Annotated in this window: 15 protein-coding genes and 1 tRNA gene; 6 read left to right on the forward strand and 10 right to left on the reverse strand. The window is 66.9% G+C overall.

The window, feature by feature from the left end:
* Positions 1 to 213: 213 nt before the first annotated feature.
* Positions 214 to 289: transfer RNA gene (locus CKO31_RS07335), tRNA-Thr, on the forward strand.
* A gap of 109 nt (positions 290 to 398) precedes the next feature.
* Here the strand turns inward: CKO31_RS07335 and CKO31_RS07340 are convergent.
* The 8 genes from CKO31_RS07340 to CKO31_RS07375 all read right to left on the reverse strand — a co-directional run bounded on the left by CKO31_RS07340 (position 399) and on the right by CKO31_RS07375 (position 8,145).
* Positions 399 to 1,673: a radical SAM/SPASM domain-containing protein gene (locus tag CKO31_RS07340; protein WP_200235481.1), complete on the reverse strand. Its 1,275-nt coding sequence runs from the start codon at positions 1,671 to 1,673 to the stop codon at positions 399 to 401.
* Positions 1,666 to 1,821, reverse strand: coding sequence for a hypothetical protein (locus tag CKO31_RS07345; RefSeq protein WP_200235483.1), 156 nt, complete (start codon positions 1,819 to 1,821; stop codon positions 1,666 to 1,668). Before CKO31_RS07345 ends, CKO31_RS07340 begins: the two co-directional genes overlap by 8 nt.
* Positions 1,822 to 2,058: 237 nt before the next feature.
* Positions 2,059 to 3,066 (reverse strand): ABC transporter ATP-binding protein, encoded by a 1,008-nt coding sequence (locus tag CKO31_RS07350; protein WP_200235485.1) that lies wholly within the window; start codon positions 3,064 to 3,066, stop codon positions 2,059 to 2,061.
* Positions 3,067 to 3,072: 6 nt separating this feature from the next.
* Positions 3,073 to 4,632 (reverse strand): ABC transporter permease, encoded by a 1,560-nt coding sequence (locus tag CKO31_RS07355; RefSeq protein WP_200235487.1) that lies wholly within the window; start codon positions 4,630 to 4,632, stop codon positions 3,073 to 3,075.
* A 3-nt stretch (positions 4,633 to 4,635) separates the two neighbouring features.
* Positions 4,636 to 5,694, reverse strand: coding sequence for an extracellular solute-binding protein (locus CKO31_RS07360; RefSeq protein WP_200235489.1), 1,059 nt, complete (start codon positions 5,692 to 5,694; stop codon positions 4,636 to 4,638).
* 251 nt (positions 5,695 to 5,945) lie between these two features.
* Positions 5,946 to 6,959, reverse strand: a complete 1,014-nt coding sequence (locus CKO31_RS07365; protein ID WP_200235491.1) for a prenyltransferase/squalene oxidase repeat-containing protein — start codon at positions 6,957 to 6,959, stop codon at positions 5,946 to 5,948.
* 270 nt (positions 6,960 to 7,229) lie between these two features.
* Positions 7,230 to 7,850: a hypothetical protein gene (locus tag CKO31_RS07370; protein WP_200235493.1), complete on the reverse strand. Its 621-nt coding sequence runs from the start codon at positions 7,848 to 7,850 to the stop codon at positions 7,230 to 7,232.
* Positions 7,851 to 7,866: 16 nt separating this feature from the next.
* Entirely contained in the window at positions 7,867 to 8,145 is a 279-nt protein-coding gene (locus CKO31_RS07375) for a hypothetical protein (RefSeq protein ID WP_200235495.1), read from the reverse strand.
* 195 nt (positions 8,146 to 8,340) lie between these two features.
* Here CKO31_RS07375 and CKO31_RS07380 point away from each other — a divergent pair, with 195 nt between their 5' ends.
* Positions 8,341 to 8,895 (forward strand): hypothetical protein, encoded by a 555-nt coding sequence (locus tag CKO31_RS07380; RefSeq protein ID WP_200235498.1) that lies wholly within the window; start codon positions 8,341 to 8,343, stop codon positions 8,893 to 8,895.
* A gap of 35 nt (positions 8,896 to 8,930) precedes the next feature.
* Entirely contained in the window at positions 8,931 to 10,121 is a 1,191-nt protein-coding gene (locus CKO31_RS07385; protein ID WP_200235500.1) for an RtcB family protein, read from the forward strand.
* 228 nt (positions 10,122 to 10,349) lie between these two features.
* Here the strand turns inward: CKO31_RS07385 and CKO31_RS07390 are convergent, their stop codons facing one another.
* Positions 10,350 to 11,369: an SRPBCC family protein gene (locus tag CKO31_RS07390; protein ID WP_200235502.1), complete on the reverse strand. Its 1,020-nt coding sequence runs from the start codon at positions 11,367 to 11,369 to the stop codon at positions 10,350 to 10,352.
* 156 nt (positions 11,370 to 11,525) lie between these two features.
* Positions 11,526 to 12,098, reverse strand: a complete 573-nt coding sequence (locus CKO31_RS07395; RefSeq protein ID WP_438874004.1) for a glutathione peroxidase — start codon at positions 12,096 to 12,098, stop codon at positions 11,526 to 11,528.
* Between the two features lie 203 nt (positions 12,099 to 12,301).
* Here CKO31_RS07395 and CKO31_RS07400 point away from each other — a divergent pair, with 203 nt between their 5' ends.
* Genes CKO31_RS07400 through CKO31_RS07410 form a run of 3 tightly spaced genes read left to right on the forward strand, consistent with a single transcriptional unit; the run spans position 12,302 to position 16,233 of the window.
* Positions 12,302 to 13,045 carry a ferredoxin--NADP reductase gene (locus CKO31_RS07400; RefSeq protein WP_200235504.1) on the forward strand — a complete coding sequence of 248 codons (744 nt, stop codon included), beginning with the start codon at positions 12,302 to 12,304 and terminating at the stop codon, positions 13,043 to 13,045.
* A 40-nt stretch (positions 13,046 to 13,085) separates the two neighbouring features.
* Positions 13,086 to 14,669, forward strand: coding sequence for an ATP-dependent DNA ligase (locus CKO31_RS07405; RefSeq protein WP_200235507.1), 1,584 nt, complete (start codon positions 13,086 to 13,088; stop codon positions 14,667 to 14,669).
* A 10-nt stretch (positions 14,670 to 14,679) separates the two neighbouring features.
* Complete coding sequence (locus CKO31_RS07410; protein ID WP_200235508.1) at positions 14,680 to 16,233, forward strand: cryptochrome/photolyase family protein; 1,554 nt, start codon at positions 14,680 to 14,682, stop codon at positions 16,231 to 16,233.
* The last annotated feature ends 30 nt before the right edge of the window (positions 16,234 to 16,263 follow it).

A 16,263-nucleotide genomic window follows, 5' to 3' on the forward strand; every position in this document is an offset into this window, starting at 1 on the left:
ACAGTGAAAACCGCATCAGCGGCCACGCATCAACCGCCCCGTGACGCCGCTCAACGGCTCGGCGACATCCGACATCACCGCGCCGACGCCACCGGCTGCGCCGGTGGCCGATCATGCTTCAGGGCTGGCGGCTGACTTGCGCGCTTGCTGCCCAAACGGTATTTGCATATCATGTTCGGCTAGTTTGGGCTCAGCTCCGAACAGGTTCCCGTCGCCGGTGTAGCTCAGCTGGTAGAGCAACGCATTCGTAATGCGTAGGTCAGCGGTTCGAATCCGCTCACCGGCTCCATGCTCGCGATCTTCTAGAGAGTCCCGCATTCCCCAAACCCTGACAGGCGGCGACATAAGTGAAGGCTTGTCAGTGCCGGCGCTGTCCGCCAGCGAGCCCTCCCGCCGCATCAAACGCGGCCAGCTACCGCCGCGCCCAAGTAGTCTCGCCCGCAGTTGACCAGATCCATAATGGGGCAGCCGCCGAGGCAGTAGCTGTATTTACGGCAGTCCAAGCAGCGCGGGTTGTCACCAGCGCGGTCTGCAATATGCCTGCGGAAACGTTTGGTCGTGAGCCCGGCCCAGATTTTACTTAGGTGCGTATCGCGCAGATTGCCGACAACGTGCTCGGGCGTGAAGGTACAAGGCAGTACGTTCAAATTCGGCTGCAAACCAATGCTCGAGCGCAGCGCCGAACAGCCCTCGAGATAGGCTGCCGCATGCACGTCAAAGGCGTCGCTACTACCGGTGACACCGGGTGTTAGACAGCAGTCGAAGCCTACCCGTGTCACTTCGGCGAGGCTGAAAAAGGCCCGTTGCAGTTTGGCATGCACCTCGGCGTGAGGCAGAGCAGCGAGTGGCGTGCCGAAGCCCCGTCCCCGCCCCACGGGTTTGAAGGCCAGGAAGATGACGCCGTAAAGACCGCGCACACTGCGACAGAAGGCGGCAATGGCGCTAAGATGCTCGAAGCTTTGGGCGTCCAGGGTTACTTGCAGCACCACCCGGATGCCCCTGGCCAGGAGCTTGTCGAGGGTCCGCTCAAAGCGCCTGAAGCCGGACACACGGCAACGGTCGAAGTCTTCGCCGACGCCCTCCAGACTGATGCCCACGGCCCCGCAGTAGCGCGCGAGCAGGTCCAGATTGCCCTCGCTCAGATGTAGGCCACTGGTGGTCAGATTCGGGACGATGCCTAGTGCATGGCAGCGCACCAGAACGCGCTCCAGCGCCGGATGCAGGAGCGGCTCGCCGCCGCCGAGAGCCACCTGAAATGCGCCGACATCTGCGATTTGCGCCAGCGCCAGCTCGATGTCCTCTAGACGTGCATGCGTCCCTTCCGGCGTGGAGGCTGCATAGCAATGCGGGCAGCCTAGATGGCATTGCTCGGTAATCTGGAAATCTACCAACGACGGTGCCGTCAGCGTCGGCACCGGGGCATCCGGCGCGGGCACACCGACATCCACGATGCGAATCGCACGGTCCTCGAGTCGGGTCACCTCAGCGGCTACCGCGTCCAGCAGCGCGGCCGCAACCGGGTCTGCCGGAGGACGGCCCCTTTCGGCGTAGTTCTGTAGCACGCCGAAGCCCGCTTCATCCAGCTCAATAAAGGTGGCGTCGGCGGGGTCGAAGAGCACGCCGCCGAAGCGCTCTGCGCGCAGTACCAGCGGCAGCGCGGCGAGGTCACTCATCCGCGTCTCCGACCCGATGCCGGCCGGGCCGCAGCCGGCGCAGCAGGCGCTCGCCGACGAAAGCGGCCACCACCGCCGCAAGAAGGCCGCCGACCAGCAGGCTATTGCCGCCGAGCTGGCTCGGTGGCTGTGTCTGTGCGCCCGCCATCGCGGAAGGCGCTTGAGTGCCCGATACGGCCGGTGCCGAAGAGGCAGCGGGGCCGCTACCGCCCGGCGCCGTCCCCGTTGCGCCACTGCCTTGTGCGCTGCCTCCGCCCGGGGGCGGGAGCCACTCCGTGTAGGCCGATGAGTTGGTGGTATACCCACGGCGGATGCGCAGAATCTTCATGACGACGAAGCTCGCTCTCTTGGACGGCGGCCTCGGCCGGAATCACGTAACAGGTGCTCATTCCGGCGCCGCGAACGGGAGCGGATGCGGAGCCACGTCGTCGCGCAGTCGGATGCGCACCGACTGGCCCGCTTGCAGCCGCAGCGTGCCGGCACAGCGGACGCGCAGCGGGGCGCTGTTGCCGGTCAAGGCCAAGTCTAAGTCCTGGTGGGCACCGTAATAGATGACCGAGCGCACTTGGGCGTTGGGTTCGTCACCATCGGTGTGCAACTCGAAGGCCTCAGGGCGCACCAGGTAGCGGCCGTGAGGCTCCAGGCTGCGGCCGGGTGCCAGCGGCCCGAGCGTGCTCCCGGCGAGGAAGTTCGCGGCGCCGAAGAACTCCGCCGTCCAGGCGTCCGCCGGCGTCTCATAGATGTGCCGTGGCGGATTGTGATCGATGAGCACACCGTCGCGCAGGACGAGAATCGCATCACTGAAGTAGAAGGCCTCCTTATGGTCGTGCGTGGCGATGATCGTGCTGATGCCCTGCGCTGCCAACCAAGTCCGCAGACGTTCATAGAGTTGGTCGCGCAGCATACTGTCGATGTTGCTGAAGGGCTCGTCCAGCAGTAGCAGCCGCGGGCGAACCGCAAGTGCCCGCGCCAGGGCGACACGCTGCTGCTCGCCGCCGGAGAGACTGTCGATGCGCCGACGTTCCAGCTGTGCGATGTCCAGTAGCTCCAACAGGTCGCGCGCTTCGGCGCGGCGGCGCCGGCCGCGAACACCGAAGTGAAGGTTGGCCTGCACATCCAGGTGCGGGAACAGCGTGAACTCCTGAAAAACGAAGGCCATGCCGCGATGCTCCGGCGGCACATGTAAACCTGGGCGCGCCAAGCAACGACCGTCGAGATGTACCTCGCCGACATCCGGCGGCTCTAGACCCATCAGAGTGCGAAGCAAAGTAGTCTTGCCACTGCCGCTCGGGCCCAGCACAGTCGCCGTGGCACCCGCGGGAAGCTCGAAGGAGATGTCGGCCAGCAGCGTGCGCTTACCGACCCGCCGAGTGATGCCAATGGCTGCGAGCATCGGCGCCTAACCCTGCGCCAGCCGGCGTTCCAGCGCGAGCACCGGATAGAGCAACACCAGAGCCAGGCACAGAGCGTAGACGGACGCCGCGCCGTACAAGTCGAGCTCGGCATAGTGGTGAATGGACAGCGGCAGCGAGCCATAGCCGAAAGGTTGAAGCACCAGGGACAGCGTGAGGTCCCGCGCGGACATGACGAATACCAACAGGCCTGCCACTGTCAATGGCCCGCGCAATTGGGGCAGCAGCACCCGGACCAGGCCATGAAAGCCGCCGCGGCCCGTGCAGCGCACGGCTTCGTCCAGACGAAGGGATAGGCTTCGCAAGCCGCTTTCAGCGCTGAAATGCGCGATGACAGCGAAGCGCAGCGTTGTCGCCAGCAGGATCAACACCAGGCTATCGGCTAACGCGGAGCCGAGCTCGGTGGTATAGCTCCAACCGGTGAGGAACAGCAGCGCGATGGCGAGGACGATGGAAGGCATAGCATAATTCAGGCTCAAGACCCAGAGCGGCGCGGATGACCATGAGTGGTCACGGGCGGCCCGTGCCTGGATCGCGAGCCAGGTGCCGAGGAGCAAGGTCAGGGCCGCCGTCGCCGTGGCCACGAGGAGTGTGCTCGCTACGTCGGCATACAGCGATTCCAGCCGCAAGACCGCGAACGCACCGCCAGCCCAAGCCAGAAGCGTCAGCAGGGGCAGTCCGAAGCCCAGCACAACGGGCAGCGCGCAGGCGCTCGCAGCAAGAGCGCCGAGCCTCGGCGAGAGCGGTATACGCCCGGGTGGCCGTGGCCGATTGGTGGGGTTTGCGAAACCACGCCCGCGGGTGAGCAGCGCATAACCCCCTACCAGCATGAGGGGCAAAAGCAACGCGATTACCGCCACCTGCGCTGCCAGGTTGGCATCAAACATGGAAAACCAGATGCGATAAATCGCCGTGGTCAGGGTTCGCACACCCAGAGCATCGACGCTGCCGAAATCGCTGATCGCCTCCAGTGCCACAAGTAGGCCGCCCAACAATATCCCTGGTGCCGCCAGCGGCAGCAGCGCGCGGCGCAGCACTTCAGCGCGTGCGATGCCGAGCGACTGTCCGGCCTCCAACTGACTGCCAGCGAGCCGCAAAAACGCAGCACGCGTGAGCAAGTACACGAACGGATATAGCGTGAGCGCGAAAACGAGCGCTGCCGCCAGCGGGGAATCGACACGCGGCGCCAAGGCGACAAGGTGAGAGAGCTCGCGGTAGACCACAGCCACCAGATACGGCGGCAGCACCAATGGTAGTACCAGCGCAGCGGTTAGCTTGCGTCGTCCCCAGAACTCGTAGAAGCTCACAAGAAAGGCGCCGCCGACGCCCACCGCGATGGCGACTAGTGTCGCCAGACCCGCGACCAGCGCACTATTTGCGACGTAGACGGGCAGGACAGTGCCTGCGAGGTGGCCAAGCGCGGCGAAGTCGCCGCTGCCAAGGGCGCGCACGAGCACGAAACCGAAGGGCGCCAGACAGAGGCAGAGCACCAAGACTGCCGCCACGGCAGAGATGGTGCCGACACCGCCGGGGATGGTAGCCCGCATGGATTACTTGCCGTCGAAGTCGACCTCATCGAGGATCTGCACCACCGCCTGCCGCTGTGCGGCGATGGCATCGAGCGGGATGAATTCCGCCTTGAACCGGCCGTCCTGCACCTCCGGCTGCTCAGCGCCCAAGGCGCGGTTCGCGGCCGGCATGTCGACACTATCGAGAATCGAGTACTCGAATGTCGTGTTGACGATAAACGCCTGGGCCTCCTCGCTGACCAGGTATTCCAGAAGCCCGGTCGCGGCCTCCAAATTATCTGTGGCGGTGGTCAGTGCGGCACCGCCCCGCATGACGTAGGCGCCATCCCCGGCCTGATCCGGGAAGACCACTCGTGTCGCCTCGCCCCAGGGCCGTTGGTCGTCGCGGCTCAGCATAATGGGCATGTAGTACGAGTTGCCGATACTGAGATCGCATTCCCCTTCGTAGACGGCACGCACCTGGGCCCGGTCGTTGCCTGTGGGGGTTCGTGCAAGGTTCTCGTGCAATCCCTTGATGAAGGCGCGCGCGGCATCCAGGCCGCGGTCCGCGGCCATCTGGGAAAACAGGCTCAGATTGTAGTCGTGATAGCCGGAGCGAATGCAGATTCGTCCCCGCCATCGCGGATCAGTGAGATCATCGTAGGTTGCAATGGCGCCGGGCTGCACCCGTTCCTTGGACACGAAAATAGAGCGCGGCCGATACGACAGGGTTACATAGGTGTTGTCGACGTCGCGGAGCTCCGGCGCGACGCCCGTAACGATCACGTCGGATTCGAACGGCTGCAATAGGGCATCCGCCTTCGCCGCTTCCAGTAGATCTGCTGTCTTCGTGATGACCAGGTCCGCTTCCGTCGGGCGCGACTTCAGCCGTGCAACCAATCCCTCGTCCACGAACACCGGCTGGATTTCCACGCCGGTGGTCTCGGTGTAAAGCGCGAACAGGGGCTCCAAATGCGAGGGTGTGCGATCCGAAATCACCCGCACCGGCTCATCCGCCTTGGCATTGATGCTATATCCAAGGGCCAACAGAACGACGGCCAGAGTAGCGGAAAGGGGACGGCGCATATGCTGTTTCTCCATGGCTGGCAGTGTTTGGCGAGGTCTGGCATACACCGCCGATGCCGCAGCACTCGCGACGCAAGCACTCAGGTTGACGGCGAGCCAGCCCGCGTCAAGCAAAATCCATGCCAATATTTTGGGTATTGCCGAGGCGGTAGAAGTTAATACGCAAAAAAGGAAAAATCGACGACCTTTAGCGCACAGGCACAAGCCCGGCCGCTAAGGCTGTACGCGGCGCCGACACTAGTGTCCACATGGCGAACACCTTCGCTTCAGCGCCAGGAATGGATGATGCGGTTGAGCGCATTGACACTGCGCGCGGTGCTCAGAACAGGGTCCGTCTCGGCACTCAAGACCGCGTTCGCCCTGACGCCCCAGGACCCATCGGGTCGGTGCAGCTCGAGCAGCGTACTGATGGCGTCGTTGCGCCAGTTGTGTGTGCCTCCTTTCGGGGTCTCAATCACAGGCTGGCCGCTTGCGACCATACTGCGCACGAAGGCGTCAAAGAACAAGAACGGGTCCGGACTTGCCGCAGCAGTGACTGGGAGGCCGCCGCTATAATGATCGGCAATCCAACGCCGTGCTGCTTCCACGCGCGGGTCAGTGTCCGGAATGCCCACATCGCGCAGAGCTGCGACGGCGGCGTGGGTCATGGTGGCAGTGGCTCGCGATGCGCCCGACTGCGGTTGTTCGGGCGCGGACACGAAGCCGCCAGCGTAATCAGCACCGGACTCGTCCTTGCCGGGGCGCGAGTTTTGCAGTTGGCTGATGAACGCGGCGGCCCGGTTTCGGAACCCCTGCGGTAGGTCAACGCCGGCAGCCGTGAGCGCCTCTAGCGCCCAGTACTGTGTCTCCAGGCTTGGCGGTGCGTCCTCATGCGCGCCTACGGCGCCGTAGCGGGCATCTGTTTCTGGGATGCCGTTGTCTGCGGAGCCTTGACTCCGGATCAGGTAGCCCGCGGCCGCTTGGACGACCGGCGTATAGCGTGGATTGTCGGTCGCATGCAGCGCGAGCATCACGGTTGCCGTGTCCCGTGCTCGCCCAGTTTTGCGGTCACTGATCGCGCCGTCTTCGGCGGCATGATCGAGCAGGTAGGTCAGGGGTCGGGTAACGAAGGCTCCGTCCGACTCGCTATACCCTTGGTAGGATTCCAGAAAGGCGCGCAGTGCCAATGCCGTCGTTGCCACCGAGTCGTTCCAGCTACCATCCTCTTGCTGATGCTCGCGCAGTAAGCGCAGCCCGTAGTCGGTGTGCTTGAGCGCTTGCACAGCAAGCGCGCGATCCACGACGCCCTGCGCGCAGGCACCGCCGACGGACACCACTAGGGCAAGGGTCCAGCAACAGACGGATATGGACCTCAAGGGCATTTCGCTCACATCATTGGATTGTTGCTTGGATCGCCGAGGACTTGGTACGGCTTATAACCCCTTGGCACTTCGCCTGGCGTCGGCACACCCGCTGGCTAGAAGCGTCTCGCCAGGTCCCGCGGAGTCTGCGCTTGGAACCTAGCGGAGGTGCGCAGCACGGTCAAGCTCCCGCCAATGCAGCCAACAATTCTAAATTTGCCGCCCTGGCGCAGCGGCGCGGCCAGTAGGCGGCGGTTTAGCGGGCTCCAGCACCGTATGGGCGAGGAATGCGAGCAGGGTGAGGCTGGCAAGCAGATTCGCGAGATGCCGTTTGCCGTGACCGTAGTTGTGCTCGAAGCTGTAACCCTTGGCCTTGAGCGTGTTGTTATTCTCGTTCTCGATCTTCCAACGGCTGCGCCCGGCAGCGACGACGGCGATGACGTTAGCCGCGCTGATCGGTTGCGAGCTGGCCCAGGCATTATGGTAGAGGACGTTGCCCTCGGCATCGCTGGTGGTCAGCTCGCACCAGCCAACGTGCAGGGCCTCCTCGCCATCGCGCAACGGCAGGTCGTTGAGCCACCGATAGGTGTCGGTGAGGCGCTGCTTGCCGGTCCAGCGGGTGCGTACCAACGTCGGCACCTCGGCGGTGCGCTCGAAATCCGCGATCCACTCGTAGAGCAGCGCATGCGAGCCGGGCAGGCAGACGAAGAGAAACGCACAGCCCTGCGCCAACACCTGCTCGCAGAACGGCTGATGGCAGTACAGATCGTCGCCGAGCGCGCGATGGGCGGTCAGCTCGCCGCTTGCCACCAGATTGCCGACGAGATCCATGAACACCGGTGCCAACCTATAAAGTGGACCCCTTGTGCACGCCGAACAATGCGCTGGCGTTGTTGCGACCGCGCGCCTTCTGCATCCGCACCTGGAAATCGAGGAACGACGGACTCTGCATGAAGAACACCGAGAACGCGCTCAGGCCCGCGTCGCCCATCGCGTAACGCTGGTTGTTGCCGCCCTTGCGCGCGTCGGGCGGCTCGTCCAGCGCTCGGCGGATCCTCGTCACCACCGTTGCCGCCGTGAACCGCTGCGCAGTGAGCTCGGGCTCGGGTTTGGGCCTCAGGACCATCGGACTCTCCAGTAAATTGTGAAGAGTCCTTCATAACATCATGCTTTTCCAATTGGACCTGCTAGCGGCCCCGAGCGAGGCTTGACCGGGCCGCACCAAATCTGTCGTCATCTCAGTCATGTTGCCAGTCGGGCACCGACCAGCCCCTGACTGTCTCCCATCCGCACCCTAGACCCAGCGAGGCAGACCGGCCCCATGCCCGAGTACCCAGACCGCCACGAGCAGATCCGCCTGGTGCACGCAGAATTCATCCGCCAGGTGGCCGCCACCTGCGGCAATGCCGAGCGCCGCGCGGAATTCGACGCCCTGCTGGGCAACGCCGAGCAAAGCGGCTGGGCGGAGCTGGTAGGCGCGCTCAAGCGCATCGCCGCCGGCGAGCGCGGCCCGCAGGTCTTCCAGGGCCTGGACGAAGAGGACCAGATCATCGCCGACGCCATCCTGCGCGGCATGCAGGACCCGGCCACCCTGCCCGACCCGGCCCAGCGCCAGGACCCCACCATGGCCGCCCCGGGCCTGGCACACATGATCCACGCCGCCGCCACCGGCAACCCCCAGGCGTTGGCGCTGATCGGCAACATGGCCGAGCAGATGAGCACCGTCGGCGGCCAGATGGCGCGCCTCGCCGGGGTCATCCGGCCCATGATCCAGGGCGAGCGCGATCCGGACAAGCTCACCCAAGGCATGGACAGCCAGGGCGAGCAGCTGGTGCTGGACATCCTCTCGGAGCTCGGCAAGCTGGAGGCGCACTGAGGCAGACCGAACACCCAACGCTGAAGCCGGAAGCCATGTCAACCCATCACAACCACAGCCACGCGCCCGTGCCGGTGAAGGTCTTCACCGACGATATCGACGAGGCCGCTGCGCGGCAGCTTCAGAACGTCGCCGCCTTGCCCTTCGTACACCACCATGTCGCGGCCATGCCCGACGTGCACTGGGGCCTCGGGGCGACCATCGGCCCGGTGATCCCCACGGTGGGCGCCATCGTGCCGGCGGCCGTGGGGGTGGACATCGGCTGCGGCATGAATGCGCTGCGGCTGTCGCTGCGCGCGGATCAGCTGCCGGACAACCTGGCGGGGCTGCGGGCACAGATCGAGCGCGACGTGCCCGTGGGCTTCGCGGGACACCCGGACGGGCGCTGGTGCGAGGCGGGGCTCGGGCGCGTCGCCGCCGGCCTCAAGCGCATCCAGGCGAAGTATCCGGTCATCGACGCCCGCTGGCAGAGCCAGCTCGGCAGCCTGGGCGGCGGCAACCACTTCATCGAGCTCTGCCTGGACGAGTCCGACCGCGTCTGGATCATGCTGCACTCCGGCTCCCGCGGCATCGGCAACCGCATCGGCCAGTTCTTCATCGAGCAGGCCCGCCGGGAGATGGAGCGCTTGGACATCCGCCTGCCGGACCGGGACCTGGCCTACCTCGCCGAGGGCAGCGCGCTCTTCGACGACTATGTGGAGGCCGTGGATTGGGCCCAGCACTATGCGCTGGAGAACCGCCGGCAGATGGTGCGGCTGATCCTGGCGGCGCTGCGCCATCAGGTGGCACAGGGCCGGCTGCCGGATTTCAGCGTCACCGACGAGGCCATCGAGTGCCATCACAACTACGTCGCCCACGAGCACCACTATGGCCGCGACGTGCTGCTGACTCGCAAGGGTGCCATCCGCGCGCGCAAGGGGGATCTCGGCATCATCCCCGGCAGCATGGGCGCGCGCTCCTACATCGTGCGCGGCAAAGGCGACCCGGAGAGCTTCTGCTCCTGTGCCCACGGCGCCGGCCGGCGCATGAGCCGGGCGGAGGCCAAGCGGCGCTTCAACCGGGCGGATCTCGCCGCACAGACCGAGGGCGTCGAGTGCCGCAAGGACAAGGGCGTGATCGACGAGATCCCGGGCGCCTACAAGGACATCGACACCGTGATGGCCAACCAGACAGCGCTGGTGGACGTGGTGCATACACTAAAGCAGGTGGTGACGGTCAAGGGGTAGACGGCGGACCTGTGGGAGCGCCATCCCTGGCGCGACTTGCGCTCGCTTGGGGAGATCGCGGCACGGATGCCGCTCCCACGGCGCGCTCGCTTGGGGGGATCGCGGCAGGGATGCCGCTCCCACGGTGCCCGCGCTTCGGCGGGTCGCGGTGTAGGTCGGCGCTGAGCGCCAGCGAAGCCCGACGGACGCGCCCGGGCGCCGCGTTGAAAGGCAAGATCGCCGCCGCGCTCAGGACTCGGTCTTGATGGGCACGTAGATGTGCGTCATCAGCGCGTCGTCGCCGGCCACCGACTCGGGGCCGGAGACATAGACCTCCAGCGCCGGACGCGAGCGGTCCCATTGGCGCTTGGTCATGCGCAGGTGTGCCATTACCGCGTGCCAGGCGAGGTCCAGAAAATCGTAGCTGCCGGCGACTTCGGTAGCCTGGCAGGGGCCGCCGGAAAGCTCCTTGACGGCAAGCTCGCCGGCCTCGGTGCCTGCGGGCACCGGAACGGCGAGGTCGCAGCGAAAACGGCCCGCCTTGGGCGCGGCCATATAGTAAGCGGTAAAGGCAGGGCCGGCGGGCTGGAGGCCGCGCTCGGCGAGCGCTGCGCGAATGCGCGCGAAGCCTTCTTCCATCGCCTGCGCCATGTCCTTGGCGCCGCCATTGAGCCCCAGGGTCAGCGCCGTTTGCGCCGGCAGCTCCGTGGTGCCCGGAAAGCGGATATCGAGCTTCGGCGCCGCCGGATCCAGCAGGGACCGCAGGCGTACCAAGCCGAGCTGAAAGTCCTTGCCGATGAGCTGAGACATCATGGGTGCGAGAAAGCGCAGCAGGAAAGGCATCCGCCCGCGTATGCTCCAGTAGACGTCGGTGGCCGTCGCGCTGTCCCGCTCGGTCGGCACGAATTCCCAGCTCACGGCACCAGTGGATTTCAGCGGCCGTTTGAAATCGATGCGCTGCTCGATGCGCTCAGGCGGATGCAGCGCGACATGGGTGATGCGCCCGGCGCCGATGCGCTCATCATTCCAGGCGTACCAGCCGCGGGGTTCCGAGGGCGCGTCGCTGTAGCTAAGCTGTGCGTCCGGCTCGTGCAGCAGCCAGGGGCTCCAGTCCCGCCAGCCGCGCAGGTCCCGCACCCGCTCGAACGCGTCTTCGGGGCTGCAGCGGATGTGCAGCGAGCGGCGGACATTGATCTCCCCCGGCTGCAGGAGCAGGAAGACCAGCACGCCGAGGATGATCAGCAGCGGCAGCGCGAGCAGATAGAGCATGAGCGTAGAGTGCGGCGGCGATGGATTCCGACGCGCAGTCTAGCCGAGATGCATGCAACAGCGGCGGCGCGCCCGGCTCCTGGCGGGGCCACGGCGCCGGCCGCCGCCGCGAGGGCGGCCGCGCGCTCGGCGGCCGCTTGCTCAGAGGGAACGGTCTCAGGAGGACGCCGGCTTCGCCAGCAGACGCTCGATGGTGCGCACCAGCTTCTTGCTGCTGGGCGAGGTGATGCTGGAGTAGACGTCCACCACCTTACCGTCGCGGTCGATGAGATACTTGTAGAAGTTCCACTTTGGATAAACGCCGGTCTGCTGCGCCAGATACTCGTAGAAGGGATCGGCCTTGCCCTTCTTGACGCTCACCTTCTCGAACATCGGGAACTCCACCGAGTAGGTCAGGCGGCAGAAATCCTTGATCTGCGCCTCGGTGCCCGGCTCTTGGTTGCCGAAGTCGTTGGACGGGAAGCCCAGCACTTCCAAGCCCTGCTCGCGGTACTTGTCATACAAGGCTTCCAGGCCTTCGTACTGGCCGGTGAAGCCGCACTTGCTCGCGGTGTTCACCACCAGCAGCACTTTACCCTTGTACGCGTCACAGAGATTGACGGTTTCATCCCCGGCGAGGCGGCGCTTGTCGAACTCCAGCGTCGGGGCGCAGGCGGCGTTGGCGTTGTCGGTCATTAGCAAACCTCCCAGCAGCAGCGGCAGCAGTAACAGGTGGCGGTTGCGGATCATGGTCAGGCTCCGGCGTTTTGGGTTAAACAAAACCTGGACAAGGCCGATATGGTGCAGTGAGCGCGGAACACAATCCACCGGCGGGCGGCCCCGGGCACACGGCGAGCGTCGAGCAAGACGCTTGTCCAACCCCTGTTCAACCTTTGAAATGCCGGGCGATCGAACCAAGCTTGCCCGTTTCCAACAAGTTAGGAGCAGCATCCATGGCCGAATGGCTCGAAGGCAACATCACCGGTAAGCGGCATTGGTCGCAGGAGCTCTACAGCCTGCAGATCGACGCACCATTGCCGGACTTCACGGCTGGGCAATACATCAAAGTGGCGCTGGAGGTGGACGGGGAGCGCGTCGGTCGCCCCTACTCGCTGGTCAACGCCCCGGACGAGCGCCCGTTGGAGATTTATTTCAACGAGATCCCCGAAGGCCCTCTGACGCCCAAGCTCTCCTACCTGGAGGTGGGCGACCGCGTCTGGGTCTCGGACAAGGCGAGCGGCGTCTTTACGCTGGACAATGTGGTCTCCCGCCGGCATCTGTGGATGCTGGCCACGGGCACGGCGCTGGGCGTGTACCTGTCCATGCTCAAGACCGCCGTGCCCTGGGAGCGCTTCGAGCGCGTAATCCTGGTGCACGGCGCCCGCAACGCCGGCGAGCTGGCCTACGGCGAGACCATCGCCGAGATCCAGGCGGCCCACGAAGACGCCTTCACCTTCATCACCGCGCTCACCCGCGACAGCAGCGAGACAGCGCTCCAGGGCCGCATCACCAATCTGCTGGAGCAGGGTAGCCTCCAGGCCGCCGCCGATGCCGAGATCACGCCCGACGACAGCCACCTGATGCTCTGCGGCAACTCGGCCATGATCAAGGACGTGCGCGCCTGGCTGGAAGCGCGCGGCATGCAGCGCCACAAGCGCCACGAGCCGGGCCACTACACCACCGAGCAATACCACTGAGACCGGCGCCCCGCCGCACCCGCCGCACCCGCCTGCCGGCATGCTGACCGTCCAGGACCTGGCGCGCACCTCCGCGGACCTGACGGCCACGCGCAGCCGCAGCGCCAAGGTCGCCCGGCTGGCGGCGCTGCTGCGCGGCGCGGACGCCGCGGACATCGGCACCGCCGCGCGCTGGGGCACCGGCGAGGCCGCCGAGCGCAGCCTCGGCATCGGCCCGGCGCAGGTGCGGGCCGCGCTGGCCACGGCGCCGGCGGCGGCACCGACGCACACCATCGCCGACGCCATGGCGCGGCTGACGGCCGTCGCCGACATCAGCGGCGCCGGCTCCAAGGCGCGACGTGCGCAGGCGCTCGCCGAGCTGTTCGCCCGCGCCACCGGCGAGGAGCAGCAGTTCCTCGGGCGCCTGATCCTCGGCGAGCTCCGCCAGGGGGCCTTGGAATCACTGGTGGTGGACGCCGTCGCCGCCGCCTTCGAGATCCCGGCCGCCGGCGTTCGCAGGGCGCAGATGCTGCGCGGGGACATCGCGGAGGTCGCGACCATCGCCCGCAGCGATGGCCGCGCCGGACTGGACGCGCTGCGCCTGCAAGTCTTCCGCCCGCTGCTGCCCATGCTGGCGCAGCCGGCGGCGGATCTGGACGACGCCCTGAGCCAGCTGCCCCACCCCATCCTGGAGTACAAGCTGGACGGCGCCCGGGTGCAGATCCACAAGCAGGACGAGACCGTGCGGGTCTACAGCCGCCAGGGCAACGAGGTCACGGCCGCCCTACCGGAGGTGGTCGACGCTGTCACTGCCCTGCCCGCCCGCGAGCTGGTGCTGGACGGCGAGACTCTGGCGCTCGCCGCCGACGGCCGCCCCCGGGCCTTCCAGACCACCATGCGCCGCTTCGGCCGCCACAGCGACGACCCCGAGCTGCGGGCCCGGCTGCCGCTGACGGTCTTCTGCTTCGACTGCCTGGCCCGCGACGGCGAGACGCTCATCGACGCCCCGACCCGCGAGCGCCATGCCGCACTCGCCGACGCCCTGCCGCCGGCGCTGCTGATCCCGCGGCTCGCCGACGGCGATGCGGCGGCGGCCGAGGGCTTTCTGCAGGCGGCGCTTGCCGCCGGCCACGAAGGGCTGATGGCCAAGCACCCGCAGGCCCCCTATGCCGCCGGCGGCCGCGGCAGCCACTGGCTCAAGATCAAGCAGGCGCACACCCTGGACCTGGTGGTGCTCGCCGCCGAGTGGGGCAGTGGGCGCCGCCGGGGCTGGCTTAGCAACCTGCACCTCGGCTGCCGCGACGCCGCCGGCGGCTACCTGATGCTGGGCAAGACCTTCAAAGGCCTGACGGACAAGGTCCTCGCCTGGCAGACGCAGCAATTGCTCGCGCGGGAGGTGGCTCGGGACGGCCATGTGGTGCATGTGCGCCCGGAGCTGGTGGTGGAGATCGCCTTCAACGAGCTCCAGCAGAGCCGCCAGTACCCGGCGGGTCTGGCCCTGCGCTTCGCGCGGGTCAAGGGCTATCGCAGCGACAAGACCGCGGCGCAGGCGGACCATATCGACAGCGTGCGTGCGATTTTCGAGCGCCAGCTCGCCTACCGGTCATCGGCACCGCCGGCGCCGGCGCGCGCCGCCAACGCCTGAGCATCGGCGCATGGACACCATCGAGCCATCACCCCGCCGGCTACTGCTTGTCCTCGGCGACCAGCTGAACGCCGACAGCCGCCTCTTCGACGGCTGCGATCCCGAGCAGGACCTGATCTGGCTGTGCGAGGCGCCGTCGGAGGCCACGCATGTCCCCTCCCACAAGGCGCGCACCGCGCTCTTTCTGTCCGCGATGCGCCACTTCCGCGAGCGCCTGCGGGCCGACGGCCTGCGCGTGCGCTACCTGGCGTTGGATGCCCATGACCATCCGAGCATCGACGCGGCGCTGGCGGCGGACCTGGCCGCGCTGGCCCCCGCGCAGGTGCACGTGGTGCAGCCGGGGGAGTATCGCGTCCAGCAAGCCCTGGAGCAGACCTGCGCCGACGCCGGCGTGGCGCTCCGGGTGCTGGAAGACGGACATTTTCTCTGCCCGCTGCCGGACTTCAACGCCTGGGCCGACGGCCGCAAGGAGCTGCGCCTGGAGAATTTCTACCATTGGATGCGCAAGCGCCATGACGTGCTCATGGTCGACGGCGAGCCCGCGGGCGGCGCCTGGAACTTCGACAAGGACAATCGCAAGCGCTTCGGCAAGCAGGGGCCGGGGACGCTCCCGGCACCGGTCGGCTTCGCGCCGGATGCCGTCACCCGCGAGGTCATGGCCCTGGTGGACGCCCGCTTCCCGCAGGCCCCCGGCGGCCTCGGGCATTTCGATTGGCCGGTGACGCCGGCGCAGGCCGAGGCGGCGCTGACTGACTTCATCGACCATCGGCTCGCCGCCTTCGGCCCCTACCAGGACGCCATCTGGACCGGCGAGCCCTACCTCTATCATGCGCGGCTCTCGGCGGCGCTGAACCTAAAGCTGCTGGAGCCGCGCCGGGCCATCGATGCGGCGGTGAGCGCCTACCACGAGGGGCGGGCGCCCATCGCGTCGGTGGAGGGCTTCGTACGCCAGATCCTCGGTTGGCGGGAGTACGTCCGGGGTCTCTATTGGCGGCAGATGCCGGGCTATCTCGACGCCAACGCCCTGGACGCCCATGCGCCGCTGCCCGCTTTCTACTGGAGCGCCGACACCGACTACGCCTGCCTCGCGGACGCCTTGGGTCAGGTGGTGGCGCGCGGCTATGGCCACCACATCCAGCGGCTCATGGTCACGGGCCTGTTCGCGCTGCTGCTGGGGGTGGAGCCGCGCCAAGTGCACGCTTGGTACCTGGCCATGTTCGTGGACGCCGTGGAATGGGTGGAGGCACCCAATACGCTCGGCATGAGCCAGTTCGCCGACGGCGGCCTGCTCGCCAGCAAGCCCTACGCCGCCAGCGGCGCCTACATCCAGCGCATGAGCAACTGCTGCCGCCGGTGCCCCTACGACCCGAAGCAGGCGGTGGGCGACAGCGCCTGCCCGTTCACGACGCTGTTTTGGGATTTTCTGGCACGCCACCGGGAGCGCTTCTCGGGCCATCCGCGCACCGCGCTCATGTGGCGCAATCTGGAGCGCCTGGACCGCGAGCGGCTCGCCGCCATCCGCACCCGGGCGGCGCGGCTGCGCGAATCCCTGGCCACAACCTGAGCAACACCGGCTGCAGCCCCAAGCCAACGC

This window comes from Thiohalocapsa halophila (assembly GCF_016583825.1).
Lineage (GTDB): Bacteria > Pseudomonadota > Gammaproteobacteria > Chromatiales > Chromatiaceae > Thiohalocapsa > Thiohalocapsa halophila.